We start from the raw sequence: 23,202 nt of genomic DNA, 5'->3' as shown, positions 1-23,202 counted from the left end.
CCTTCGACGATCGGCCTACCTGCCAGCCAGCTACGCCGACTTCTCGTGCGGCCCCTGGTCCTTCGGGACGATCCGCGGGACCAGCGTCGGGTTGACGTTGGAGCGGACCACGTCCGAGGTGATGACCACGCGGGCCACGTCCTTGCGGGACGGGACCTCGTACATCACCGACATCAGGACCTCTTCCATGATGGCGCGCAGGCCGCGCGCGCCGGTCTGGCGGAGGATCGCCTGGTCGGCGATGGCTTCGAGGGCCTCGCGCTCGAAGTCCAGCTCGACGCCGTCGAGTTCGAACAGCCGCTGGTACTGCTTCACCAGGGCGTTGCGCGGCTCGATGAGGATCTGGAGCAGGGCCTCGCGGTCCAGGTTGTGGACCGAGGTGATGACGGGCAGACGGCCGATGAACTCGGGGATCATCCCGAACTTCACCAGGTCCTCCGGCATGACCTCCTGGAACTGGTTGCTCGCCTCGATCTCGCGCTTCGAGCGGATGGTCGCCCCGAAGCCGATGCCCTTGGCGCCGGCGCGGGATTCGATGATCCGCTCCAGGCCGGAGAAGGCGCCGCCCACGATGAACAGCACGTTCGTCGTGTCGATCTGGATGAATTCCTGGTGCGGGTGCTTGCGGCCGCCCTGCGGCGGTACGGAAGCGGTGGTGCCTTCCAGGATCTTCAGGAGGGCCTGCTGCACGCCCTCGCCGCTCACGTCGCGCGTGATCGACGGGTTCTCGCTCTTGCGGGCGACCTTGTCGATCTCGTCGATGTAGATGATCCCGGTTTCGGCCTTCTTGACGTCGTAGTCGGCCGCCTGGATCAGCTTGAGCAGGATGTTCTCGACGTCCTCGCCGACGTACCCGGCCTCCGTCAGCGCCGTCGCGTCCGCGATGGCGAACGGGACGTTGAGCATGCGGGCGAGCGTCTGGGCCAGCAGCGTCTTGCCCGAGCCCGTGGGGCCGAGCAGGAGGATGTTGGACTTCGCGAGCTCGATCGCGTCGTCACGGCCCGTCCCGCCGCCGTTCTCGCCGGCCTGGACGCGCTTGTAGTGGTTGTACACCGCGACGGAGAGCGCCTTCTTCGCCGGCTCCTGGCCGACGACGTAGCTCTCCAGGAACTCGTAGATCTCACGGGGCTTGGGAAGTTCTTCCCAGCGAACCTCGGAGGTCTCCGCGAGTTCCTCTTCGATGATCTCGTTGCAGAGGTCGATGCACTCGTCGCAGATGTACACACCGGGTCCCGCGATGAGCTTCTTCACCTGCTTCTGGCTCTTTCCGCAGAACGAGCACTTGAGCAGGTCGCCGCCGTCACCGATGCGTGCCACGAGGTGCTTCCCCTTCGCCTGGGAGACGCCTGGTTCAGCGCTCCTGGTGCCTCATATCCGACGGTACCTTGCCGGGGGCCCCGTGCGGGGCCCCCTTGACGTGGTTCACATCGCCCAATCCGGCGAGGTGCCCGCGTCAACTGGCGGCAAGGTTCAGTTCGAAGTCTTGCGGGTCGCGACGACCTGGTCGATCAGGCCGTACGCCAGCGCGTCCTGGGCCGTGAGGATCTTGTCGCGCTCGATGTCGTCGCGGATCTTCTCGATCGGCGTCGAGGAGTGCGTGGCCAGCATGTTCTCCAGCTGGTCGCGCATGCGCAGGATCTCATTGGCCGCGATCTCCAGGTCGGAGAGCTGCTCACGGCCGGTGCCGCCCGAGGGCTGGTGGATCAGCACGCGGGCGTTCGGCAGCGCCATGCGCTTGCCGGGCGCTCCGGCGGCGAGCAGGACCGCGGCGGCGGAGGCCGCCTGGCCCATGCAGACCGTCGAGATGTCCGGCTTCACGAACTGCATCGTGTCGTAGATCGCCGTCAGCGCCGTGAAGGAGCCGCCGGGGCTGTTGATGTACAGGTAGATGTCGCGGTCCGGGTCCATCGACTCCAGGCACAGCAGCTGCGCCATGACGTCGTTGGCGGAGGCGTCGTCAATCTGCACGCCGAGGAAGATGATGCGCTCCTCGAAGAGCTTCGCGTACGGGTCGTACTCGCGGACGCCCTGCGAGGTGCGCTCCACGAAGCGCGGCACGACGTAACGGTTGTCGACCGGAGCGCCGGTGTAGAGGCCGCTCGCGGGAGAAAGATTGTTCATGTGCATCTGAGTGTTCACCGTCCTGGTGGCGTTCTGCGGGCTGAGGCTTTGCCTGGTGCGGGGCGGGCGTACGGGTCCCCGTACGGGATTCCCGTACGCCGGGCCGGGGCCGGGATCAGGCCCCGGTGCCGCCGCCGCCCGGGACCAGCGACGCGGCGGAGATGATCTCGTCGATGAGGCCGTAGGCCTTGGCCTCTTCCGCCGTGTACCAGCGGTCGCGGTCGCCGTCGCGGATGATCGTCTCCACGGTCTGGCCGGAGTGGTGCGCGGTGATCTCAGCCATGCGCTGCTTGGTGCGCAGCAGGTACTGGGCCTGGATCTTGATGTCCGAGGCGGTGCCGCCGATGCCGGCGGAGCCCTGGTGCATCAGGATGTCGGTGTTCGGGAGCGCGAAGCGCTTGCCCGGGGTGCCGCCGGTGAGCAGGAACTGGCCCATGGAGGCCGCCATGCCCATACCGATGGTGACCACGTCGTTCGGGATGTACTGCATGGTGTCGTAGACCGCCATGCCCGCCGTCACCGAACCACCGGGGCTGTTGATGTACAGGTAGATGTCCTTCTCCGGCTCGGCGGCCAGGAGCAGGAGCTGCGCGGTGATCTTGTTGGCGATGTCGTCGTCGACCTGCTGGCCGAGGAAGATGATGCGCTCGCCGAGCAGCCGGTTGTAGACATGGTCGCCGAGGCCGCCACCGATGGACGGCTCACCCGCGGCGTAAGGCTTCAGATTCGTCACGTATCCACCTGCTCGTCTCCGACGGCCATGTGCCGTCTCAGCGTCTCGTTCTGGGGCGCGGACCTGCCGTGCGGACGATGTCCGCCGGCGTCGGGTACTCCCGTGCCCTCGTATTCATGGACCCTAACGCGCAGCTACGACAACGCCATCCCGCTTCCCGAACTGTTCGCTCGGAGCGCAAGGTCAGAGGCCCCTCACGGAGGGTCTCGGGGAGGGTCTCCCCGAGGGCATCCCACGGGAAGGCCGAAGGGCCCGGACGCGATGGCGTACGGGCCCTCCGGGCCGTGCTCTGGTGCTGCTCAGCGGGGGTGGCCCCGGGTGTTACTTGGCTTCGTCGGCCGCGATCTCGCCGTCGGCCTCGACGACGTTCTCGACGGTCTCGGCGGCCGTCTCGAGCTCGTCCTCGTCGTCGGAGAGGTCGACGACCTCACCGTTGGTGTCGGTGACCTTGGCGGCCTCGACGACGGCCGCGAGGGCCTTGCCGCGGGCGACCTCGCCGACGAGCATCGGAACCTGGCCACCCTCGACGACGGCCTGGGCGAACTGGTCGGGGGACATGCCGGAGGAGGCGGCGCGACGCATGAGGTGCTCGGTGAGCTCCTCCTGGTTCACGTTCAGCTTCTCCTTGTTGACCAGCTCGTCGAGGACGAACTGGGTCTTGATGCCCTTGATCGCCTGCTCGGCGGTCTCGGCGTCGAACTCCTCGACCGTCTTGCCCTGGATCTCCAGGTACTTCTCGATGGTGAGGCCCATCTGGCCGAGCTGGTGGTGCTCGAGGTTGTGCTTGCGGGTCTGGACCTCGTCCGCGAGGAGCTTCTCGGGGATCGGGACCTCGACGAGCTCCAGCAGCTTCTCCAGGACGCGCTCCTGGGCCTGCGTGGCCTGGTCGTACTGCTTCATGTTCTCGAGGCGCTTGCGGCTGTCGGCCTTCAGCTCCTCGAGGGTGTCGAACTCGCTGGCCATGCCGGCGAACTCGTCGTCCAGCTCCGGCAGCTCACGGGCGGAGACCTTGGTGACCTTGACGGTGACCTCGGCGTCCTTGCCCTCGGCGGAGCCGCCCTTCAGCTGGGAGGTGAAGGTGGCCTCGCCACCGGCCTCCAGGCCCTTGACGGCCTCGTCGATGCCTTCGAGAAGCTCGCCCGAGCCGATGGTGTAGGAGACGTCCTGGGCGACACCGTCCTCCAGCACCTCGCCGTCGACCTTGGCCTCGAGGTCGATGGTGACGACGTCGCCGTCCTCAGCCGCGCGCTCGACGTCCTTGGTGGACGCGAAGCGGCCGCGCAGCTGCTCGACGGACTTCTCGACGTCCTCGTCCGAGACCTCGACGGCGTCCACGGTGACCTCGATGCCGGAGTAGTCCGGGATCTCGATCGCGGGACGGATGTCGACCTCGGCGGTGAAGGCCAGCAGCTCGCCGTCCTTCAGCTCGGTGATGTCGACGTCGGGCTGGCCCAGCGGGTTCAGGTCGGCCTCGTTGACGGCCTCGGTGTAGAACTTCGGGAGGGCGTCGTTGACGGCCTCCTCCAGCACCGCACCGCGGCCGAAGCGCTGGTCGATGACGCGGGCCGGGATCTTGCCCTTGCGGAAGCCCTTCACCGTGACCTGCTGGTTGATCTTCTTGTAGGCCGCGTCGAGGCTGTCCTTGAGCTCCTCGAAGGGCACCTCAACAGTGAGCCGAACCCGAGTCGGGTTCAGGGTCTCCACGGCGCTCTTCACGGTTCGGTCTCCTTGTGGCTGACTGCTGGGGGTCTCTGCTCATCGCCGCGGTCTAGCGGTTCTCAGCGGATCGGGCCCGGTACATCAGACACACGGGCACGCAGCTTGCATAGTAGCCGCAAGCGGCAATCAGCCCACAACGCGATCATCAACGCGGTCCCGGAGAGGGGATCGCGCGATCCTCCTACTACTGGTCGGGGTGGCCGGATTCGAACCGACGACCTTCCGCTCCCAAAGCGGACGCGCTACCAAGCTGCGCCACACCCCGTCGGTGCGACACGTAGGGTACATGCCCGAAGACCCTCCGCCGTGCGGAGTTTCGGCGAAAGGGGAGCCGGGGCGCCGCCGCGGCGTGGCCGCGACCACACGCGGGCGCGAAATGGCGTGTGCGATCCCCCGCCGGAACCCGCTAGGATGCTGTTCGTGCCGCGGTCCCCGGACCTGCGTCGCACGTGCTGCGGGTGTAGCTCAATGGTAGAGCACTAGTCTTCCAAACTAGCTACGCGGGTTCGATTCCCGTCACCCGCTCAGAGACGCAAAGGGCCAGGTCAGAGGACGTTTCCTCGACCTGGCCCTTCGTCGTTCCCGGGGCTTCGATCAGCCCGCCGTGCCCCCTGCGTGCCCCTTCCGCTGTGGATCTTCCTTCGTGCCCTTGGCGGCCCTCACTGGCTTCTTGGAAGCCTTGGAGAACTTGGGCTTCTCGATCTTGCGGCTCTTCTTCACAAGCCCGCTCAGGGCATCGGCGATCAGCCGGTCCCGATCGGCGCTGGCGTGCTGGTAGATCAGCGCGGCACGGGCGGTGCTGTGACCCATGCGCGTCATCAACTCCCGGGTGCTGGCACCCGTTGACGCGGCCAGCGTGTTGCCCGTGTGCCGGAGATCGTGGAAGTGCAGCCCCTTGATCCCCGCTTCCCGACACGCCTTGTGCCACAGCAGGTTGAAGTGGTTCCGGCGCGGGGTCGCCCCCTTGGCCCCGACGAAGACACGCCCATCGGCGCCGGCCTCCGCGTACCGCTTCAGGTGTTCGTGAAGGTCCGGGAGGATCACGCCGGGGATGGAGACCGTCCTCTTGCCCGCGGCACTCTTCGGCGCTTTGATCTCCCGCTGCCCGTTGCTCAGTTCGGCCACAGCCCGCCGCACTCGTACGGTCCGTTGCTCCAGATCCACATCCCGCCGGTGGAGGCCGATGAGCTCGCCCCAGCGCAGCCCGAGGAATCCGGCCATGAGCACGAGGGCCCGGTAGCGCGGCTGGATCTCTTCGGCCAGCGCGTAGACCTCCTTGACCGTGGCGGTCGGGCGTTCCGGGGTGTGCACGCTGCTGGCGCCCTTGACCTGGCAGGGGTTCCGCCGGATCAGCTCGTCGGACACGGCCGTCCCCAGGATGGCCCGGAGCAGGGCGTAGGCCTTGGCAACGGTGGTGGGCCCGGTACCGGCGGCGAGCTTGTCGGCACGCCAGCGCCGTACGAGGGGTGGCGAGAACTCGCCCAGGTTGACGGCACCGAGCACCGGCTCCAAGTGGTGCTTGAGGAGCGAGCCGTAGAGCTGTCGCGTGGTGCTGGTCAGCTCGCGCTCCTTGATCCAGGCAACGGCGTACGGGCCGAAGGCGACCTTTCCGGCGTCCGGGTCGTGCCACTCCCCCTTCCTCATCTCGGTCTGCACGTCGGCGAGCCAGGCGTCCGCATCCTTCTTGGTGCGGAACGTCTCGGGCGCGGGGCGGAGCTCCCCGTCCGGACCGAGGTACCGGGCCTGATACCGGCCGGAGGGCAGTTTGCGGACCCTGCCGAACTGACGACGCTTCCCGGCCATCAGGCAGCCACCCCCAGACGACGGAGACGCGGCTCGACCGTGTGGGCATCGATGTAGGCCCGGACGGCGCTCTCGGGGATGCGGACGTGTCGGCCGACCTTCACGTAGGTGATCCGACGCTCCTCCACGAGCCGGCGGGGGAACCGCACGGTGGTGCCGAGCAGTTCGGCGACCTGGACGACGCTGAGGTAGCGCTCATTCATGCAGCTCTCCTTGCAGGGCTTCGCGGGCGGTCTGGCGGTTAAGTTGGATGTGCCGGGCGATGGTGGCGGCGAGGACGGACTCCCCCGGGCTGTGGCCGTGGCCGGCGTACTGCCAGGAGGCGAGGACGAGCACAGTGTCCGGCTCGGTGTCGGTGAGGCCGCGGGCTTCGCGTTCTTGGGCAGCGCGGTAGTCGGCGCGGGTCTGGCGGAGGGCGCCGAGGGTGGTCGAGTACTGACGCGACTTGGTGGAGAAGTGCCCGCGGAAGCCGAGCATGTGCGACCAGGCGGCGAGGCGACGGTCCGGGTAGAGCGCGTCGAGGTCGAGGCAGGCGCCGATCAGGCGGGCGGTGTGGTCAGGGACGTCTAGGAGGACCAGCGCCTCGCGGTTGCCGATGCGGCGGTCGAGGGTGCCTGTGTTCTCTGCGGCCTTGGTGGCGTACTTCGCAACGTACGAAGCGACTACCTGTTCGGTGATGTCGGAGCCGTCGCCGAAGGCCTTGATGGGGCGTACGTCGAGCTGGGTTCCCCACCGGAAGGTGCGGCCGGGTTGGTCAGCAGCGGCCGGGACGGTGATTGAGGTGTACGCGTGGGCTACGGCGGCCCGGATCGAGCGGTCGAGGAGCTCCGTGGTGGCCCAGGACGGCAGAGGGCTGAGCGGGCCTGCGGGTCCGTCGATCCTGACCACGGCGTGGAAGTGGATGGCGCCGCGCTTCTGGAACTCGGCGACCTTGCCGTAGGAGATCCGGGCTTCCTCCTTCAGCTCGCGTTGGGTGAGGCCGGCGGAGGCGGCGATCTCACGGCGCAGGCGAGTGGTGAAGCGCTGCCAGAGCTGTCCCGCGTGGTTGTTGAAGAGGACAGCGGCGGCGTAGTCGTATGTGGCCGGGTCGAGGGCGGTGCCGAGTTCGGGCGCGTCCTCCTGGTGGTGCGTGCCGCAGCGGCAAGGGCGGCCGGTGGGGCGGTTGTGGACCGGGCCGAAGGACGGGGCGGTGAGGGTGGCGAAGACGCGGGGGTGTTCGCGGACGGTGGCGGGGATGTCTCGGCGGTCGTCTCCAGCGAGGCCGGCCCGGATGAGGTGGTAGGTGTCTCCGGCGTAGGTCCAGGCGCAGGCCGGGCAGCGGGAGGCGCGGCGGTTGCCGCAAGCGATGCGGAGGCGGGAACCGGGCTCGTTCTCGGTGGAGTAGCGGTGGAGGATCTCGCCCGAGGACTTGTCCTTGGCCACCGTCCATCCGGTGATGTGGATCGGGTCGGAGCAGCCGCCCGTGCGGTGGATCTGGTCTTCCCAGCGTGCGTAACCGGGGTCCCCGGCCACCTTCAGCATGTCCCCGAGGGTGGCCGGGTCCAGGCCCGCGATGGTCGCGGTGTGGGTCACGCGGTCACCGTCCGGTGGGGACGGCGGATGGAGCGGCGGGTACCGGTGCCGTGGCAGATGAAGCAGTGGGCGGTGATCGTGCGGAGGTGGCCGTTGTGGTCGCGGCCGCCGAGGGTGATGGCGACGGAGGCGTGGCCGTCGCAGTTCGGGCAGAGCTCTCCCGGGGCGTTCTGCTTCATGATGGTGTTTCCGTCCGGTTCGTTGGATCGGGCAGGAATGCGGCGCCGGGACGGCGGAGACTTGGCGGTTGAGGCCGTCCCGGGGCCGATCAGCGGCTCTTGAACTCCTGGCGCAGGGCGCGGACGAGGAAGAGCATGACGACGGCGCTGATGGACAGGGCGACGGCGGTGACCGCGACGGCCAGGAGCAGCGAGACGGCGACCGAGGCCAGCGCGAGGACTCCGGCGACTCCGCCGGCGGCGAGGGCGAGGGCGGTTCCGGGCGAGCTCTGGACCAGGCCGCCGAAGGCGCTCGGGGACTTCGCGGGGACGGGCGCCGGACCGGGCTCCGAGTACTCGACGGGCACGGGGGTCGGGCGGATGGTCGACGGGGTGTAGGTGTCGGGGCTGGGGTACTTGGGCTTGAACATGGCTGTTCTCCTTCCGGGGCGGGGCTACTTGTTGATCGCGGTGTCGATGGCCGGGGCGAGGAAGCTGTCCGCGAGGAGGAAGCCGCCGATGAGGATCACGGCGACGAGCCAGAGCGGCGGGCGGACGAGCTTGTAGCCGAGGACACCGACGACCAGCAGGGCGAACCAGAGCGGGACGTCCATGGCGGTGGCCTTTCGGATCAGCTGACGCGGCAGCGGTGGGAGCGGGCGGCGAGCTGTGCGGCGGTCGAGGAGCTGTAGTCCGAGGACCAGCCGCAGCCGTCGGTGGTGCAGACCGCGGTGTCCTTGTTGCGGCCGCGGTTGTCGCGGTAGGTGCCTATCTGGACGGGGCCGATCTTCATGAGCGAGCGGAAGTTGATCCGGGCGGGCATGGGATCTCCTCAGGCGAGCTGGGCGGCGATGGCTTCGGCCATCGGCGACGGGACGCCGAGCCGGGCGCGCAGGGTCTCGATGTCGATGTCCGAGCCGGTACGCGTGCGGTGGTCGGCGGCGATCTTCTGGGCATGGGCGACGAGGGCGGGCGGAGCGGTGACCGCCGTTGCGGGCACCGGGGCTGGAGCGGGCATGGCGGAGAGCTCGTCGGCCTCGCCGGAGCCGGTCTCCCGCTCAACTACGGGCAGGGGCGCCGGGTCAGGGTCGGGTTCCGGCGCGCTGGACGGCGTAGGCCGGTGGACCAAGAGCGTGCCGCCGAGGAAGGCGAGTGCCGGCCATCCGGCGACGAGGATGCGGAGCCAGTCCGGGACGTCGCGGAGGTCGAGTAGGCCGGCGGTCGCGACGTTCGCGCCGAGCGAGGCCGCCAAGGCTACGGCGAACCAGGACCAGGCAGACCGGGAGGGCTCCCCCGCATCCCGGAGCGACCGGAGGCGGTGCCAGGCGGCGACGAGGAGCAGGTCCACGCTGACCGGGTAGGCCCAGGCCTTCCAGCCGTCCTGGCCGGCGGCTTCGGCGAGGTCGTGGAGGTGGGCGAAGGAGAGGGCTCCGGCGATGACGGCCTGGACGAGGACGGCGTCCGGGCGGACCAGGCGGGTCATGGTGTTCACCTCGTTTCGGGCATGGGTGGGGTAGGGACTTGGCGCGATGAGGCCGCGCCGACCGGGTGGGGCGAGTGATCAGAAGGCAGGTGCCGAGGCGGTCTTCGGCTGGACCTTGCCGACCAGGACGCGTACCGGGAGCGCGGGCCGGAAGGGCTCCAGCTCCGGGATGCTCGGGGTGCGGTGTGCCTGGGCGTTGCAGGTGTTCACGGCCTGGCGGAGCGTGGTGTGCGGGGCCCGGATGCGGGACCAGCCGCCGGAGGAGTCGCCGGCCACGGCGGTACCGGGGCGGTCTTTGTCGATCTGGACGGCGGCGAGGACGGCGTCCGGGGAGATGTCCCCGAAGGCCATGTTGGCCGAGGTCTCGTCGTTGACGCGGTGGGCGGTACGGCCGGTGAGCTGGGCACGGAGCATCGTGATGCCCTTGCCGAGTTCGGATCCGAAGCGCTGACCGCAGATCTCCAGGTGAATGCCGGCGGCGCGGCCGAGCTGGGCGAGGCGGACCAAGTCGGTGACGATCTGGTCCCGTCGAGCCTCCTCTGCTTTACCTGCGGCGAGGGCGAGCTCCGCAACCTCATCCACCAGCAGCACGACCGGTACGGGGCGAAGATGCGCGGGTAGATCCCAGATGTCGGCGGTGATCTCCGCATCCGGCAGGTCGATGCTGATCCGCTGCTCGGCCCGGATGACCTGGTAGACGCGGCCCATGTACTGGACGAGCGCGGCGAGCAGCTCCGCTGCAACGTCCGGGTTGTCGGCGAGAGCGGTGAACCGCCGGGCCATCGGCGAGAGTTCCACGCCGTTCTTGCAGTCGATGCCGACGAGGGCGACGTTCTGCGAGGCCAGGCCGGAGACGAGCGTGCGTTGGTAGACGGACTCCCCGGACTTGGTCGCGCCGACGTTCAAGGCGTGCGGGACCTGCCGGTAGTCCCGATGATGAACCTGCCCGTCCTCGCGCAGGGCCACCGGCACCCGAAGCGGTTCATCGGGCACGGCCGGCATGCGTACCCGCTTGAGTACGTCGTACCCAGTCATCCTCAGCTCGACGACGCTGGAGCGGATCTCGCGCGAGACCACGTTGTGGAGGGCGAAGGAGTGGCGGAGCCGGTCCGACGAGGCGGAGAAGTCGAACGCGTCCTGTCCGGGCCGGAGTTTCAGCCGTAGGACCAGGCCGGTCGAGGTGGGCCGTAGCCGCAGGATGCGCGGCGAACGGGCCTCAGGGGCGATCCTGCTCGCGACCCGAGCTAGTGCCAGTCGCCAGCGGGAGGCCGGGACAGTGAGCCCGCATGCGTCCATCACCGAGCGGTAGCGGATCAAGACGCGGATCGTCGCGAAGGTGACCCCGAAGGTCATCCAATACCAGGTGGGCCGCCGCCAGCGCAGTACGAGCGCCAGGGCGAGGACCACCACCAGCGTGACCCATAAGGCGTTCATGCTCAGCCCGCCTTGGCGGTGAGCGAGGTGACGGCGACGGCGCGGAAGCTGATGCCATGGCGCTTCTGGCCGTTGAACTCGTTCTCCCACGGGCGGGCGACGAGACCGGTCAGCGCGACGGGGGTACCCATGACCAGCTCACCCGAGATCCCGGGCGCCGGCACGACCACCGACAGGACTTCCGCCTCCCCGTACGAGGCGAACAGCACGTCCACGGTCATCATCTGGGACCCGGTCTCGGGGTCGGTGGCGATCTCGCCGGTCCGACGGTCCTTGATCTTCACAGCCGGGGGCTGGGCGACCATCACCATGGCGGCCGAGGTGTCGACGGGAATCTGACGCACAGCGGATCACTCCTCTATAGATGCTGAACTCCGTCACTCATGTATAGGAGTGACATGAAGAAGAGTGCCTGACTCCTATACATGAGTCAACCCGCTACGAAGAGAAACTCGTAGCGGGTTGCGGGGAGTTGAGCGAGCGTCAGTCGCGTGCGGGGATCCGGTATTCGAAGACGAACTGGTCAGCGGCCATGAGGGTGTCGCAGACCTCGACCACACGGCCTTCCTCCGTGACCGCATCGCGGAGCAGATGCACCACGGGTGCGCCGGGAGTCAGCGACAGCTCGGTCGCCTCAGCCTTGGCGGCCGGCCGGGCCTGGAGGGTCTCCACGTACTCGGCGAAGACGTGGCCGTGATCCTCCAGCCGGGCATAGATGCCGCCAGGCCCCGGATTCTCGGCAAACAGCTCCGGGATGTCCTTCACGACGTCCCAAGGCAGATACGAGGTAGCCGTCTCCACGGGCGTCCCATTCCGGAAGTACAGCCGACGCCGGGCCAGCACCTGAGTCCCCGCGGAGACACCGAGCCGCGACGCGATCTCCTCCGGCGCCTCCATGGGCCCGATGAACAGCACGCTCACCTTGGCCTCGGCCCCGGACTGCGCGGACTCAGCGAGATACGCCGCCCGGCCCTCCTGCCGATGCGTACGCCGGAAGCGGTCGGAGGACCGGTGCCGCACGGGCGGGCGGGCCTTCACCAGCGAGCCCTTGCCGTGCCGCGTCTCCACGAGCCCGCTCGCTCGAACCTCCACCATGGCCTTGCGGATCGTCCCGCCCGCGACGCCGTAGCGCTCCACGAGCTCCGACTCGCTCGGCACCATGTCGCCGGCACTCAGCACCCCGGCCCGGATCTGCCGAACGATGTCTTCGGCGATCTGCACGTACCGAGGCACGGCGGCCCTGCCACCTCCTGCTGCGGTTCCCATAGTCTTTCTCTTCCTCCTATGCTCCTGTACATGAGTACGGGTTCCCCGCAGGCCAAGTCAACGCCACTGCACTCCGTGTCCGTAGCCGGGGCAGTGCTGCGCGAGGACGGCCGACTCCTGGCGATCCGTCGCGCGGACAACGGGAATTGGGAACTGCCGGGCGGAGTGCTCGAACTCGCCGAGTCCCCGGAGGCCGGCGTCCGCCGCGAGGTCCTGGAGGAGACGGGCATCGAGGTCGAGGTGGACGAGCTCACCGGGGTCTACAAGAACACCACCCGAGGCATCGTCTCCCTGGTCTTCCGCTGCAAGCCGTCAGGCGGCACCGAGCGCACGTCGGAGGAATCGACCGCGGTCGCCTGGCTCACCCCAGAAGAGGTCACTGCCCAGATGTCCGAGGTCTACGCGATCCGCCTCTTGGACGCCCTAGACGACGCAGGCCCCCACGTCCGCAGCCACGACGGCCGCCAGCTCGTCACCTCATGACTCACGAGGAGGCCGTTCGCCTGGTCCAGCAACTCATGGATGGCGACATAGCAACCGAGGACGAGGGCAGCGAGATCATCGAAGCCCTGGAACTGGGCCTACGGTGCCCGCACGTCAGTGACTACATCTTCTACCCGGGCCCGGGGCAGCACCCTTCCGCCGAGCAGGTCGTGGAACGAGCCTTGGCGTACCGCCCGATCGCTCTCTGATCCCGAGGCCATGCGGTAAGAGTTTCCCTACTTCATCAAGGGCGCTTCCGCCGCCAAGGCGGCGTCGCGCGCCCGTCGTCCCGGGCCTGCGCTCCTGTCTGCGCCCCGCTCCAGCCCGGGGCGCCGGCCGCGCGCCAATGGCTAAGGACTTGATGGGCTGAATGAGCCCGGCCTGATCGGTGAGCCGCCCGTCAGGACAGATGCCTCCGGCGGGGGCGCTCTGACTCTGGGATGCGGGGGCCAGTCGTGCGACCGCGGCTCCGTTGTGGTTCGGGGTGTGGGGGCTGTCATCCCGCCTGCCGTCGTCCCAGGGCAAGCCGTAGCAGACCAGCCGCCAGGGGCCCAGGTCGTTCGTCCGGCAGGGCGCTCCACCTGGGCCCCTGACGACTGCCCCGCTACCACTACGTGTGGGACGACGGCAGACGGGATGACAGCGGGGGTGGCTTCGGCCGGGGGCCACCTGCACTCAACCCTGTTGCGTCAGGCTCAACACACGCCCGAAAAAACGACCAGCACACGGCCCCCTTATCAGCCTCAGCCCAATCCGGGCAAGGTGCCGGCCAAAGTACTCCATCAACCTGGCGCACCTTCGCACGAACGCTCGACTTACTCAAAACAGTAGCCGCGAGCCCCACACGTCGTCATACTGACACTTCGAACGAATGGGGAACTCATGGCCGAGAGATTGCCTGTATCTGAGCTGCTGAGCCTTTTCGAGGAGCATGTCACCTCGCAATTGAAGCAAACTCCAGAGGTAATCGATACCAGCGGACCTATCGACGCGACGGACCTTTTCATCGACGCACCGAAGTGGCGTAAATACGAACAGGTCTCATGCGTGTTCGCCGACCTGGCGGGATCTACGAGCCTGCGAAATGGCCGATGGGAAGCATCCACTGCCTCCATCTATGACGCTGCGATCAAACCTGCAGTGCGCATTCTTTCAGATTTTGGTGCCGAATTTATCGACGTTCAAGGGGACGCCGCGTTCGGCCTATTTACAGGGAAGCATTCACAGAAGCGCGCCATTTGCGCAGGAATCACAATCAAGACTTTTGGTGAGCGCGTCCTAATGCCCGCTCTGACAGAGAAGTGGCCCACTAATACGCCAGAGACTGGGTTCAAGATTGGCTGCGCTATCAGCGATATCCTAGCCAAGAAAATCGGAATCTCACGCACCGATCACCATGCCCCCGTTTGGGCTGGTAGGGCGGTGAACTACGCGGCAAAATGCTCCCAACAGGCCACTGCACACCAGATGATCGTAACGAAGCCGGTAGCGAATACAATTCGCCGGAACGAATATCTGTGGTATTCGTGCGCGTGTGGTGACACATCCACTACGCTTTGGTCAGATCAGCATGTAGAAAAGGTTTCAGGGAAGGACTCTGAGGGCCTGATTCTAACAAGCGGCTGGTGTAGCACTTGCGGAGACTCGTACTGTGACGCGATCTGCTCGGGCTCCTGGCGGAGGCCAGACTTGGATTCGAAGCGCAACCATCTGGCCTTCGGAGCATACCAACAGGTGATTAAGCACCGCGAGAATAACGCCCGTCAGATCAGGCGCGGCATCAGCGGCTGACCCGGGGAGCTTGTTAGTCGACCACGCGGAGTCCGGCAGTCACCGAAAGTGCGGCAATTGCGACCAATAGAAGGCGGATTGCTCGACCACCCCAGATGTATTTTTCACGCGCCACCTTGGAATTCGCCCAACTCTGGCTAGCGATCTCCATAACGAGAGATTCCAAATCGTTCGTCAGAGCGGCCATGGAGCTCGCATAGGAATCGCTAGTGGCATGAGCGCGAGCGATGTGATGGAAGTAGAGAAGGCTAGTGGGGTCCTCATTCATCTTCAGTCGGGGCCAGATCACCAAACCAGAGCAGAAGCCCGCAGAAAGAACAGTGAGCCCGCACAGAATAGAGCTGACGATCAGCCAGGTTGATGGGGTCTGAACGTCCTTTATGAGGTTGTAGAGCACTCCACCGGTAACTCCGCTGGCAGCGAGGGTAGCTCCGGCCTTCGCCTCAGCGTGCTTGATCCAGTCGATGACAAGACTCAGCCCCTTCCAAGCGTGGTCGGGATTTGGGGGCGACTCAGCTTCAGGTGCCGAAGGGGTATCCGTCATGCAGTCATCTTCCACCGCGCTGGCGGATCCGGACCCGCGTATCCCAAACTCCCACGCCGCCCAGACGCAGCGACTGAACCAGTCAGAGCCTCGCGGTGAGCTTCCCTCATCATGGCCGACACAGCACGGCTCCCCTTCTAGCAGTTTGGGAAGTGTTAGCGGTATGACGAGCGATGACGGCAAGAAGGCAGCTCGGTACCTGGCTGGTCGCGTGCAAGAGGTAGGACGAGTATCCGGGCGGGAGGTGCTGCAGCAGGTGAGCGGAGGGCGCCTCGGTGTGCGGCACAGCCCGCCTGACGTACCGGAGCTGGACACGCCCTGGCAGGGCACGGTCTCAGCGGAGCGCATCGGATGGCGTCAGCGTGCGGCCAACCTTGACGGCGAGTTCGCGTTAAGCGTCGACTACCAGCTCTGCCGCCGTTGCCGACTCGCCTGGGTCGAGCAGCCTTACACCATGCGCGAGTACGAGCGATGCGGCCTGGCTTCGGCCGGCCTCGCCGCGCTGCGGATCGAGCACCCCGACCTGACGTGGCACACCCTCGGTGGCCACCTCGCAGAGTCCAAGGCCTTCTGGGCCGCCGTTGGTGCCGATGTCCCCGGCGGGTACCAACAACGCCGCCTCTGCCCCCACATCACCGCGGGACGACCGAGACCGCCAACCCGAGAGCCACGGCCTATTCGTGGACGGGCGCGGCAGCTCAAACAGGCTCTGGACCTCTGACCTGGTCCAATCGTCGAGATGCACGGGGCCTCCGGAGCCGAGTGCGCTGGGCGGCATGATGGCTCCATGACCCCTGAATCCAGCAGCGCCCCCGTTGAGAGCACCCGACTTACGGCCGTGACCGATGGTGTCGCGCAAGTCTTCACTTGGGAGGCGGACGCGCGCATCGAGGTGCGGGGCATGGGGGGAGAGATCGTGATTGAGGCGAACGCCGCAGGCCTCAGGACGCTCGCTGGACATCTGCTGGTGCTTGCCGCGGAGGGTGTTCCCGATGGGAGTCACCTGCACCTCGAAGACAGCAACGGGTTGGAGGAGGGTTCCCTCAGCCTGGTCCTGGAGCGGTGCGACGAGGAGTGAGGGAGTCCGACGGTCGTAGCGCGGCTGAGGGTAGAGCTGACGTCCACGGCTGACATCAACGATGGCGGATAGCAGTAGTTGTCTGCGTCCCTCCAGGGGGTGGCTGACCGTTGGAGCTCAGGGCCGGAGGCGTGTCCGGGCGAGCTTACAAAGCAGACGTCGGCGGTTCGAAACCGTCCGCGCCCACCAGAGCGAAGCCCCCGCCGATCCCGGTGGGGGCTTCTGCATCCAAATCTGACATCAACGGGAGCGGCTATCCCGTCGTGCACGGAGCCGGAGCCGCAAAGGTGCTCTCCCCGTTGAAGACGCGGCGTGCGGCTGTGGTCATTCTCCCGACCGCCTCCAGTCGAGCACGCCCAGCTTGCCCAACGGCTTCCCAAGATCCCTGAGCCTGACGGTGCGCCAAGATCACAGCCAACTCGTGGTCGAGGCTTCGGCGCGCTTGATGAGCCGCAAGAGCGACGCCTTCCGGTCCTTCGACGCTGACGATCGCCTCATGCTCGATGACCTCGTGCAGAGCTTGTTGCGCACTCTCACGGCGATCTCGGTACTCATCCTCGGTGATGCCCGCCTCGCTCACGCGGACAAGCAGCCCTGCTGTGCGCAGAGCAGCGGAAATGAACTTCGCGTACGCCTCTCGCCTCGCTGCACGGGCCTCAGAGTCTCGTTGCGCGGCTTGGGTACCTGCCGCTAGCGCCTGCTGGGTGTTCGCCTGATGGCGTACCCCTCGCACGGCCAACCAGGCGGCAAGGCCCGCAGCCGCAAATGACGAAGCCGAGGGGACGATGGTCTCTACTACTCCACTCACCCTCAGATCACACCAAACCTTGGCCTACCGGTGCAGCCGAACATCAGAATCGGGACTCCCCGGCCGCCGTGGGGCAGTCGGGGCACAGACCGGCGGCCAACACTCCTACCCCGCCAGCTCTGCGGCCTATTCGTGGACTGGCGAGGCGGCGGATGTCGCATCCAGGCCCTTGACCTCGCTATACGCGTGGCGCACACGGGCCCTCCGGAGCCCTTTGCTAGTCGCAGTGACACACAAACAGTGAAGCCCCCAGCGATCGGCTGGGGGCCTCAATGTCGTTGGGGTGCGGTGCCACTAGTTCGAGGCTACTGGCCGGCTAGAAGCTTCGATGCGATCTTCACGGGTGTAGGGGGTTGGTATCGCTAGGCGGTGGCCGCGGCTAGTTGCTACGCGGACCGCGTCCCCCAGGGCTCCAGTCAGGTCCGCTGCCAGGAGGCGGAGTTCATCAGTGTCCGCCTCATCGTCCGCGAGGACTTCGTGGGCGTGGTCTAGGAGTTCCGAGCCCAGGCCGAGTTGCGCCGACTCGGCGTTGTCGGCGAGTCGCGACAGGTAGCCGGCGGTGTCGTCGGCGCTGAGGAAGCAGGGTTTGCCGTCGAGGCCCGGCCACGGCAGGAGTCGCAGCTCGCTGTGGGGTGTCATCGTTCCGCCCTCCTGGCTTCGGCCGTGTGGTGCGTGGTGAAGACTGCGTCGGCTCGGTCGCCGGGGAGTACCAGAAGGGCCGCCTCGACCACACGGCCGACAGTGTCGGTTGCCACGCGTGTGATCGAGAGGATGGGCAGGGTCGGGCTGATGCGAAGGGTCGTCGCTTCGCAAGGAGTCGGGAGGCGGGTGCTGACCGTTTCCTGGACCACGGCCAGCGGTGGGCGCTGGCCTGGCAGTCGTGCGGTTAGAAGTCCTTCCGGGACGTCGGCCGGCGCCAGGTCGCGGGGCACGTAGATGCGGGCCAGGCTGTGCGGTGTTTTGCCCTCGTGGCTGAGGCAGAGGAATTCCGTCAGAGGGCTGCGGGGCGAGACCTTGAGGAGGGCGGCCAGATGGCCGTGCGCTCCGAGATTGGTGGCGCGGACGGTGGTGTGGAGGGCTTCCTCGGTCGGGATGAGTGCGCTCGGCGGGTATCCGCCGCCGACGTACGTGACCCTGCGGAGCGGGTGGCGGACGAAGTTGCCGCTGCCGTGGATCTTCTCTACGAGGCCTTCGCCCTGGAGGAGCGCGAGGGCGTTGCGCAGGGTGGGTGTGCTGACTGCGTAACGGACGGCCAGTTTGGATTCTGAGGGGAGGCGTTCGCCGGGCTTCAAGTGACCCTTCGAGATTTGCTTCCGGAGGTCGTCGGCGATGGCGTGGCGGCGGGACGGTGCGGGTTGGGTCACCAGTTCCTCCGCATCCGGAGGGCGATGAACCGGGTTCGGGCGTGCATGGTCAGGAGTTCGCCAGACTCGAAGCAGAGTCGCTTCGCGCTGGCGGGAAGTTGGATCAGGTCGATGACGCGGCATGGCTGGCCGCCGATCTGGATTACGTCGCCGCGTTGGACGGTGGTCGAGGTGATCTCCACATTTGTGGCGAGGGCGCCGCTTGGGGTCCATCCGCTCACTGGGCCACCTGCCGCGGCTCGGGCCGGTTGGTTGGGGTGTGGCAGGGGCAGTCGCAGGCCTCGTAGATCACGGGGACGCCTACCGGAGCCGTGGTGGGGGACGACTGCGCGCACTCGTGGTGGGTGCCGATGGCGCACGAGCTCGACCGGTAGGGGTTGGGGTCCGCGGCGGGCGGTAATGCCGGCCGAAGGGGGCGCCCCCTGGTGCGGGCGGTTGTGGGGACCATACGGTTCGACATGCTGATCAGCTCCTATCGCTGACGGCCAGGTCCCCGGACGTCGCCCGTCGCGGGGACCGCTTTGCGTACGGCGGCCCATAGGGTGCGGCCGGTCAAGCTGCTGGCTAGGAGCCCGAATCGGTCGGCCTCCGCAACCACTTCCAAGACCTCCCGCCATGCGGAGGCGGGCAGGGCTTCCGGGACCTCCGCTTCGATCGACGTGTAGCGGGTGTGCTCCTCCACTCGCGTGGTCAGGCCCAGGGCGGACAGTCGGGCGGCGATGCTCTCGGCTGTTGATTCCGAAGCGGGCACCGAGGGCCTCCGTCGCCAAGTGAACACGTTGAGTGAAGCTAGTTAACTAGATTAGAGCTAGTGGACTAGATTTTCTACATGCCTGAGCAGCCGCCTTATCTCCGTATCGCCGACGTACTCCGGCAGCGGATCGCGGAGCATGACTGGAACGTTGGTGACCGGCTCCCCTCGCGGACGCAGATCGCCGAGGAGTGTGGCGTTGGCGAGAACGTCGTTCGTCGCGCGCAGGAGCTCTTGATCTCCCAGGGTGTGCTGGAGGGGCGAGCGGGCTCGGGTACGTACGTCGCGGAGCCACGGCAGCGGGTGCGAATTGTTCGGTCGTCCGCTCGTGAGCAGCCGGGTAGTTCTCCCTTCCGTGCGGACATGCAGGCCTTGGGCAGGCAGGGGAACTGGGAGAGTCGGACCGAGGCGAAGGTTCCCGCGCCGGTCGAGATCGCCGCGCGTCTCGGGATCTCGGTTGGGGAGCTGTGCGTGCGCACGGTGTACGAGTTCCTTGCCGATGGCAGGCCTGTGCAGCTGTCGACGAGTTGGGAGCCGTACGAGCTCACCGCCGGCACGCTCGTTGTCCTGCCCGAGGGTGGGCCGCATGCCGGCGTCGGTGTGGTGAACCGGATGGCCGTTATTGGGATCACGGTCAGCCACGCCGTGGAGCAGCCGGAGCCTCGGCAGGCGACCGCCGAGGAGGCATCGCTTCTCGGAATTCAGAAGGCCGCTCTGGTGACGCACATCCGGCGGACGTACTACAGCGACCAGGGGCAGCCCGTGGAGACCGCGGACATCGTCATCCCTGCCGCGCTGTGCGAGATCGTCTACGAGATCCCTGTCGGTCGCTAGCCCGACCCAGCACCATCCCGAGCACCTGGCGAGCACGAGAGAGGGCAACCCGCTGTGGACGCGGAGCGAAAGGCCCGGATAGCCGACTTGGCCGTGACGGCGCAGCCCGTCTGGGACGAGAGCCGCGACAGTGGGGCTCTACAGGTTTTCCTGAAGGAGATCGGCTGTCACGGCGTGGACGCGGTCATGGTGACTAGGCAGGTGGTCGGGTGCAGCCTCGGCGAGGCTCAGACAATGTTCATCACCGCCGCCTGTCGGGCCTCCGAGCTCGCCTTCCACAACGCGTTCATCGAGGGCCTTGGGCGGTCCCAGGACGACGTCTAGCCCGCCGGTCGAAGTCCTGCTGGGGTAGGCGCCCGTCGGGCCGCGAGGCGTGCGTTTTAAGCTGTCAGCTTCCGGTGAGGACGAGCGTCTCGCCGAACCGGTCGAGAGCGGCATACATGAGATCCCCGGGCTACTCGCGCCTCAGGGTCCCGGGGGGAGATCGAATGGCAGGCAAGAGCGACTGGCGGAACCACCCGCGCTGGCACCTGGTGATCTTGATACCGCTGCTGATCTTCGTGATCGCAGAAGAAAACCCGATCTCGCGCGCCTTGCTGGCGACCGCAATCCTCGTGGGGGCGGCTCGCTACGGGCGCGAGTCGGTGAAGTGGAAGGCGAACAGCGGCCAGGCACAGCCGGCACCGCCGCCGCAACCACAGCCGTCCGAGGGCTACCTGTAGCCGAGCAGGCCTCGCGCCGGGCATCGACGGCGTGTCTTCTGCGTGTCTGATGGCGGAGTGATGCGCGGGGAGTCGCGGGGAATGACGGTGTGGGGGCTGGGAAGCTGCTGGTCAGTGGGTTGGCTGGTGAGGGCGGGGGCGCGTACGCGATCTTCCAAACTAGCTACGCGGGTTCGATTCCCGTCACCCGCTCCAGATGGCTCAGGGCCAGGTCAGAGGATGTTTCCTCGGGCCTGGCCCTGATGCGTTTCCCGGGTTGCCGCGGGAAGCGCCGGCTCAGAGTTTGATGCCCGCGATCGTGTCCGCGAGGGAGTTCAGGAAGCGGTTCACGTCCGGGGCGATGGAGCTGGACGCGAGGAAGAAGCCGAAGAGGACCGCGACGATCGCGGGGCCGGCCTTGAGGTGGCCTCCGCGGACGAGCACCACGAGGATGATCGCCAACAGGACTACCACTGACAGCGAAATGGCCACTTCTGATCACACCTTCGGTCGTCCCCTGGTCGGCCCGGGGCGCGGCCGTGCGCACCCCCACATGGTCCATCCTCCCACCAACGCGCCCCGGCTATCCGTCTCGTGACGAAGAGACAGTGTTGCTTTTGCGTCAGGGGGTGGCGAGGCCGAGGAGGGAGCGGACGTATGCATACTTTCCGGTCAGTCGGTCGCGGGTGGGGGCGTCGAGGACCGCCAGGCGGGCGGGGTCCGCGTTGTGGGCCAGGTCGGCTTCCTTGATCAGGAGGGCGCCGGGGGTGGCGAGGATGCGGGCCGTGTACGCCTCGACCGGTTCTCCGGGGCGTTTGGTGACGGCCAGGACCATGTCCTTGACGGACTGCGGGAGTCCGGCCGATTCCAGCCAGGCCGGAGTGAGGGCCTCGTCCTCGATCGCGTCGTGGAGCCAGGCCGCCGCCTGCTGTTCGGCGGTGCCGCCGCGGGCGCGGACGCCCTCGGCGACGGCGGCGAGGTGTTCCGCGTACGGCCGGCCGGCCTTGTCGGTCTGGCCCTCGTGCGCGGTGCGGGCGAGGGCCTCGACCTCGATGAGGGTGAGTGGGCCGCTGGTCATCCGAGCTCCTTCGCCGCCGTGTGGAGTGCCTGCGTGATCCGGCGTACGTCTGCAGGTGTGGTGCGCCAGTTGGAGAACGCGGCGCGCAGGGCGGGGGTTCCCGCGTAGGTCGTGGGGGTGACGAACACCTCGGGTCCGGCCGCTTCGCGCAGGGCCGTGAGGCGGGCCGGGGTGGGGGAATGGGTGAGGGTGAAGCAGACGACGTTCAGGCGGACGGGGGCGAGGACCGTGAAGTGGGGGTCCTGCGTGAGGGATTCGCCGAGCGAGCGGGCGCAGGCGATGTCCCGTTCCACGATCTCGCGGTGGCCTTCGCGGCCGTAGGCGCGCAAGGTGAACCAGGCGGCGAGTGCGCGCAGCCGGTGGGAGTTCTCCGGGGTGAGGTGGACCAGGTCGGGGTCCTCGGACAGGGGGCCGAGGTAGGTGGCGGCGTTCTGGAAGACGCGGGCCTGGAGGTCGCGGCGGCGGGTGAACTGGACGGCGCTGTCGTAGGGGACGTTGAGCCACTTGTGCAGGTCGACGCAGACGGAATCCGAGGCGTCCAGGCCTTCGGTGAGGTGGGCGTGGGCTGGGGAGAGCGCGGCGAAGGCGCCGAAAGCGGCGTCCGTGTGCAGCCAGAAGTCGTGGCGTTCGCGCAGTGCGGCGATGGCGCGGAGGTCGTCGAAGTCCACGGTGTTGACGGTGCCCGCGTTGGCGACGACCACGGCGGGCCGGCCCGGCGTGTCGGCGAGGGCGCGGTCCAGGGCGGCCGGGTCGACGGCCTCACGGCCGGGGAGGGTCGGTACGCGGACCAGGGCCGCGCGGCCGAGTCCGAGGACGGAGAGGGCCTTGGCGATGGAGGAGTGCGGGGCGCCGGACAGGACCCGGACCGGGCCGAGCGCGGCCGCGCCGTCCTCGGCCGGGGAGACGCCGAGGCGTTCGCCGAGCCATTCGCGGGCGATGGCCAGGCCGGTGGTGTTGGACATCGTCGCGCCGCTGACGAAGGTGCCGGTGTGGGCGGCGGAGAGGTGGAAGAGGTCACGCAGCCAGGTGATGGTTTCGCGTTCGAGCTCCTGGCCCCCGCCGTCCAGGGCGGAGTTGGAGTTCTGGTCGTGGGCCGCGGTGAGCCAGTCGCCCGCGAGGGCGGCGGGGGTGGCGCCGCCGGTGACGAAGCCGAGGTAGCGGGGGCCGGCGGAGGCCGACAGCCGCGGCGCCCAGCGCTCCGCGAAGGCCGCGAGGGCGGCCTCGGTGCCGGAGCCGTGCTCGGGGAGGCGCTGCGGTGTCGGGCTCCCCTCCGTACGGGGAGGTACGACGGGACGCGCGTCCAGCGCTGCGAGCGTCGCGGCGGCGGCGTCGCGGGTGGCGTCGAGGAGCTCGGGGAGGCGGGCCAGGTCGGCGGCGAGGGTGCGGTCCATGGGGGCACGGTATGGTCCGGCGGGCCGCGCCGGGCGGGCCAATCCGGGGTGAGTGGCTGGTGGCGGGGGTGGGGCCGCCCTGCGGGGCGG

The 23,202-nt window shown here is 67.8% G+C and carries 31 protein-coding genes and 2 tRNA genes; 10 read left to right on the top strand and 23 right to left on the bottom strand.

All coding sequences use genetic code 11. The features are described 5' to 3' along the window. Window positions 1-30: 30 nt before the first annotated feature. The 5 genes from clpX to ACFYM0_RS13640 all read right to left on the bottom strand — a co-directional run bounded on the left by clpX (window position 31) and on the right by ACFYM0_RS13640 (window position 4,838). Window positions 31-1,317 carry an ATP-dependent Clp protease ATP-binding subunit ClpX gene (gene clpX, locus ACFYM0_RS13660; protein WP_250739478.1) on the bottom strand — a complete coding sequence of 429 codons (1,287 nt, stop codon included), beginning with the start codon at window positions 1,315-1,317 and terminating at the stop codon, window positions 31-33. A 153-nt stretch (window positions 1,318-1,470) separates the two neighbouring features. Continuing rightward, complete coding sequence (locus ACFYM0_RS13655; protein ID WP_243334852.1) at window positions 1,471-2,121, bottom strand: ATP-dependent Clp protease proteolytic subunit; 651 nt, start codon at window positions 2,119-2,121, stop codon at window positions 1,471-1,473. Between the two features lie 115 nt (window positions 2,122-2,236). Continuing rightward, window positions 2,237-2,854, bottom strand: coding sequence for an ATP-dependent Clp protease proteolytic subunit (locus ACFYM0_RS13650; protein WP_250739480.1), 618 nt, complete (start codon window positions 2,852-2,854; stop codon window positions 2,237-2,239). Between the two features lie 321 nt (window positions 2,855-3,175). Beyond that, window positions 3,176-4,570, bottom strand: a complete 1,395-nt coding sequence (tig, locus tag ACFYM0_RS13645; protein WP_388500445.1) for a trigger factor — start codon at window positions 4,568-4,570, stop codon at window positions 3,176-3,178. Window positions 4,571-4,761: 191 nt separating this feature from the next. Then, window positions 4,762-4,838 (bottom strand) — tRNA-Pro (locus tag ACFYM0_RS13640). Between the two features lie 189 nt (window positions 4,839-5,027). On the opposite strand from ACFYM0_RS13640, the gene ACFYM0_RS13635 reads away from it, so the two are divergent. Beyond that, window positions 5,028-5,098 (top strand) — tRNA-Gly (locus tag ACFYM0_RS13635). A gap of 69 nt (window positions 5,099-5,167) precedes the next feature. On the opposite strand, the gene ACFYM0_RS13630 is transcribed toward ACFYM0_RS13635, so the two are convergent. From ACFYM0_RS13630 to ACFYM0_RS13580, 11 genes are all read right to left on the bottom strand, one after another. Beyond that, window positions 5,168-6,376, bottom strand: a complete 1,209-nt coding sequence (locus ACFYM0_RS13630) for a tyrosine-type recombinase/integrase (RefSeq protein WP_388500442.1) — start codon at window positions 6,374-6,376, stop codon at window positions 5,168-5,170. After that, window positions 6,376-6,579, bottom strand: coding sequence for an excisionase family DNA-binding protein (locus tag ACFYM0_RS13625; protein ID WP_388500439.1), 204 nt, complete (start codon window positions 6,577-6,579; stop codon window positions 6,376-6,378). Before ACFYM0_RS13625 ends, ACFYM0_RS13630 begins: the two co-directional genes overlap by 1 nt. After that, on the bottom strand, window positions 6,572-7,897 hold the full coding sequence (gene repSA / locus ACFYM0_RS13620; RefSeq protein WP_388500964.1) for a replication initiator protein RepSA: 1,326 nt from the start codon (window positions 7,895-7,897) through the stop codon (window positions 6,572-6,574). Before repSA ends, ACFYM0_RS13625 begins: the two co-directional genes overlap by 8 nt. Window positions 7,898-7,944: 47 nt before the next feature. Then, window positions 7,945-8,127 carry a hypothetical protein gene (locus tag ACFYM0_RS13615; RefSeq protein WP_388500437.1) on the bottom strand — a complete coding sequence of 61 codons (183 nt, stop codon included), beginning with the start codon at window positions 8,125-8,127 and terminating at the stop codon, window positions 7,945-7,947. A gap of 89 nt (window positions 8,128-8,216) precedes the next feature. Continuing rightward, the gene (locus tag ACFYM0_RS13610; RefSeq protein WP_388500434.1) at window positions 8,217-8,537 is read right to left on the bottom strand and encodes a SpdD protein; all 321 of its coding nucleotides are present in this window, start codon (window positions 8,535-8,537) and stop codon (window positions 8,217-8,219) included. Between the two features lie 24 nt (window positions 8,538-8,561). Next, complete coding sequence (locus tag ACFYM0_RS13605) at window positions 8,562-8,720, bottom strand: hypothetical protein (protein ID WP_106983073.1); 159 nt, start codon at window positions 8,718-8,720, stop codon at window positions 8,562-8,564. A 17-nt stretch (window positions 8,721-8,737) separates the two neighbouring features. Continuing rightward, the gene (locus ACFYM0_RS13600; protein WP_052871652.1) at window positions 8,738-8,929 is read right to left on the bottom strand and encodes a mobile element transfer protein; all 192 of its coding nucleotides are present in this window, start codon (window positions 8,927-8,929) and stop codon (window positions 8,738-8,740) included. Window positions 8,930-8,938: 9 nt separating this feature from the next. Further along, on the bottom strand, window positions 8,939-9,589 hold the full coding sequence (locus tag ACFYM0_RS13595) for a DUF2637 domain-containing protein (RefSeq protein ID WP_388500431.1): 651 nt from the start codon (window positions 9,587-9,589) through the stop codon (window positions 8,939-8,941). A 78-nt stretch (window positions 9,590-9,667) separates the two neighbouring features. Beyond that, window positions 9,668-11,023 (bottom strand): FtsK/SpoIIIE domain-containing protein, encoded by a 1,356-nt coding sequence (locus tag ACFYM0_RS13590; protein WP_388500428.1) that lies wholly within the window; start codon window positions 11,021-11,023, stop codon window positions 9,668-9,670. A gap of 2 nt (window positions 11,024-11,025) precedes the next feature. Beyond that, the gene (locus ACFYM0_RS13585; RefSeq protein WP_052871649.1) at window positions 11,026-11,367 is read right to left on the bottom strand and encodes a hypothetical protein; all 342 of its coding nucleotides are present in this window, start codon (window positions 11,365-11,367) and stop codon (window positions 11,026-11,028) included. Window positions 11,368-11,506: 139 nt separating this feature from the next. Beyond that, window positions 11,507-12,289 (bottom strand): GntR family transcriptional regulator, encoded by a 783-nt coding sequence (locus tag ACFYM0_RS13580; protein WP_388500425.1) that lies wholly within the window; start codon window positions 12,287-12,289, stop codon window positions 11,507-11,509. 18 nt (window positions 12,290-12,307) lie between these two features. Here ACFYM0_RS13580 and ACFYM0_RS13575 point away from each other — a divergent pair, with 18 nt between their 5' ends. From ACFYM0_RS13575 to ACFYM0_RS13565, 3 genes are all read left to right on the top strand, one after another. Then, complete coding sequence (locus ACFYM0_RS13575) at window positions 12,308-12,772, top strand: NUDIX hydrolase (protein WP_388500422.1); 465 nt, start codon at window positions 12,308-12,310, stop codon at window positions 12,770-12,772. Next, window positions 12,769-12,981 (top strand): bacteriocin immunity protein, encoded by a 213-nt coding sequence (locus ACFYM0_RS13570; protein ID WP_388500421.1) that lies wholly within the window; start codon window positions 12,769-12,771, stop codon window positions 12,979-12,981. The genes ACFYM0_RS13575 and ACFYM0_RS13570 overlap by 4 nt, the downstream gene beginning before the upstream one ends. Window positions 12,982-13,654: 673 nt before the next feature. Next, window positions 13,655-14,563 carry a hypothetical protein gene (locus ACFYM0_RS13565; RefSeq protein WP_388500418.1) on the top strand — a complete coding sequence of 303 codons (909 nt, stop codon included), beginning with the start codon at window positions 13,655-13,657 and terminating at the stop codon, window positions 14,561-14,563. A gap of 13 nt (window positions 14,564-14,576) precedes the next feature. Here ACFYM0_RS13565 and ACFYM0_RS13560 read toward each other — a convergent pair whose 3' ends face one another. Continuing rightward, the gene (locus ACFYM0_RS13560) at window positions 14,577-15,107 is read right to left on the bottom strand and encodes a Pycsar system effector family protein (protein WP_388500415.1); all 531 of its coding nucleotides are present in this window, start codon (window positions 15,105-15,107) and stop codon (window positions 14,577-14,579) included. A 163-nt stretch (window positions 15,108-15,270) separates the two neighbouring features. On the opposite strand from ACFYM0_RS13560, the gene ACFYM0_RS13555 reads away from it, so the two are divergent. The 3 genes from ACFYM0_RS13555 to ACFYM0_RS13545 all read left to right on the top strand — a co-directional run bounded on the left by ACFYM0_RS13555 (window position 15,271) and on the right by ACFYM0_RS13545 (window position 17,485). Next, window positions 15,271-15,828, top strand: a complete 558-nt coding sequence (locus tag ACFYM0_RS13555) for a hypothetical protein (RefSeq protein ID WP_388500413.1) — start codon at window positions 15,271-15,273, stop codon at window positions 15,826-15,828. Between the two features lie 66 nt (window positions 15,829-15,894). Beyond that, the gene (locus ACFYM0_RS13550) at window positions 15,895-16,185 is read left to right on the top strand and encodes a hypothetical protein (RefSeq protein WP_388500411.1); all 291 of its coding nucleotides are present in this window, start codon (window positions 15,895-15,897) and stop codon (window positions 16,183-16,185) included. Window positions 16,186-17,362: 1,177 nt separating this feature from the next. Beyond that, window positions 17,363-17,485, top strand: a complete 123-nt coding sequence (locus tag ACFYM0_RS13545) for a hypothetical protein (RefSeq protein WP_388500409.1) — start codon at window positions 17,363-17,365, stop codon at window positions 17,483-17,485. 143 nt (window positions 17,486-17,628) lie between these two features. Here the strand turns inward: ACFYM0_RS13545 and ACFYM0_RS13540 are convergent, their stop codons facing one another. The 3 genes from ACFYM0_RS13540 to ACFYM0_RS13530 form a co-directional block, all read right to left on the bottom strand. Beyond that, window positions 17,629-18,357 carry a GntR family transcriptional regulator gene (locus ACFYM0_RS13540; RefSeq protein ID WP_388500406.1) on the bottom strand — a complete coding sequence of 243 codons (729 nt, stop codon included), beginning with the start codon at window positions 18,355-18,357 and terminating at the stop codon, window positions 17,629-17,631. After that, window positions 18,354-18,578 (bottom strand): hypothetical protein, encoded by a 225-nt coding sequence (locus ACFYM0_RS13535; protein ID WP_328298637.1) that lies wholly within the window; start codon window positions 18,576-18,578, stop codon window positions 18,354-18,356. The genes ACFYM0_RS13540 and ACFYM0_RS13535 overlap by 4 nt, the downstream gene beginning before the upstream one ends. 251 nt (window positions 18,579-18,829) lie before the next feature. Further along, window positions 18,830-19,108 (bottom strand): hypothetical protein, encoded by a 279-nt coding sequence (locus ACFYM0_RS13530; protein WP_388500404.1) that lies wholly within the window; start codon window positions 19,106-19,108, stop codon window positions 18,830-18,832. Between the two features lie 78 nt (window positions 19,109-19,186). Between ACFYM0_RS13530 and ACFYM0_RS13525 the strand changes: the two genes are divergently transcribed. The 3 genes from ACFYM0_RS13525 to ACFYM0_RS13515 all read left to right on the top strand — a co-directional run bounded on the left by ACFYM0_RS13525 (window position 19,187) and on the right by ACFYM0_RS13515 (window position 20,664). Continuing rightward, window positions 19,187-19,942 (top strand): GntR family transcriptional regulator, encoded by a 756-nt coding sequence (locus tag ACFYM0_RS13525; RefSeq protein ID WP_388500401.1) that lies wholly within the window; start codon window positions 19,187-19,189, stop codon window positions 19,940-19,942. A gap of 54 nt (window positions 19,943-19,996) precedes the next feature. Then, entirely contained in the window at window positions 19,997-20,266 is a 270-nt protein-coding gene (locus tag ACFYM0_RS13520) for a hypothetical protein (RefSeq protein WP_388500398.1), read from the top strand. Between the two features lie 164 nt (window positions 20,267-20,430). Continuing rightward, the gene (locus tag ACFYM0_RS13515; RefSeq protein ID WP_388500395.1) at window positions 20,431-20,664 is read left to right on the top strand and encodes a hypothetical protein; all 234 of its coding nucleotides are present in this window, start codon (window positions 20,431-20,433) and stop codon (window positions 20,662-20,664) included. Between the two features lie 276 nt (window positions 20,665-20,940). Here ACFYM0_RS13515 and ACFYM0_RS13510 read toward each other — a convergent pair whose 3' ends face one another. The 3 genes from ACFYM0_RS13510 to ACFYM0_RS13500 form a co-directional block, all read right to left on the bottom strand. Continuing rightward, on the bottom strand, window positions 20,941-21,135 hold the full coding sequence (locus ACFYM0_RS13510; protein WP_250739483.1) for a hypothetical protein: 195 nt from the start codon (window positions 21,133-21,135) through the stop codon (window positions 20,941-20,943). Window positions 21,136-21,265: 130 nt separating this feature from the next. After that, window positions 21,266-21,721 (bottom strand): HD domain-containing protein, encoded by a 456-nt coding sequence (locus ACFYM0_RS13505; RefSeq protein WP_327252751.1) that lies wholly within the window; start codon window positions 21,719-21,721, stop codon window positions 21,266-21,268. Then, window positions 21,718-23,112, bottom strand: a complete 1,395-nt coding sequence (locus ACFYM0_RS13500; protein ID WP_388500392.1) for a pyridoxal phosphate-dependent decarboxylase family protein — start codon at window positions 23,110-23,112, stop codon at window positions 21,718-21,720. Before ACFYM0_RS13500 ends, ACFYM0_RS13505 begins: the two co-directional genes overlap by 4 nt. Window positions 23,113-23,202: the final 90 nt, after the last annotated feature.

It is taken from the genome of Streptomyces sp. NPDC006487 (assembly GCF_042870555.1).
GTDB lineage: Bacteria > Actinomycetota > Actinomycetes > Streptomycetales > Streptomycetaceae > Streptomyces.
Note: the sequence above shows the minus strand (reverse complement) of the source record. Positions and strands in the feature narration are given on the sequence as shown.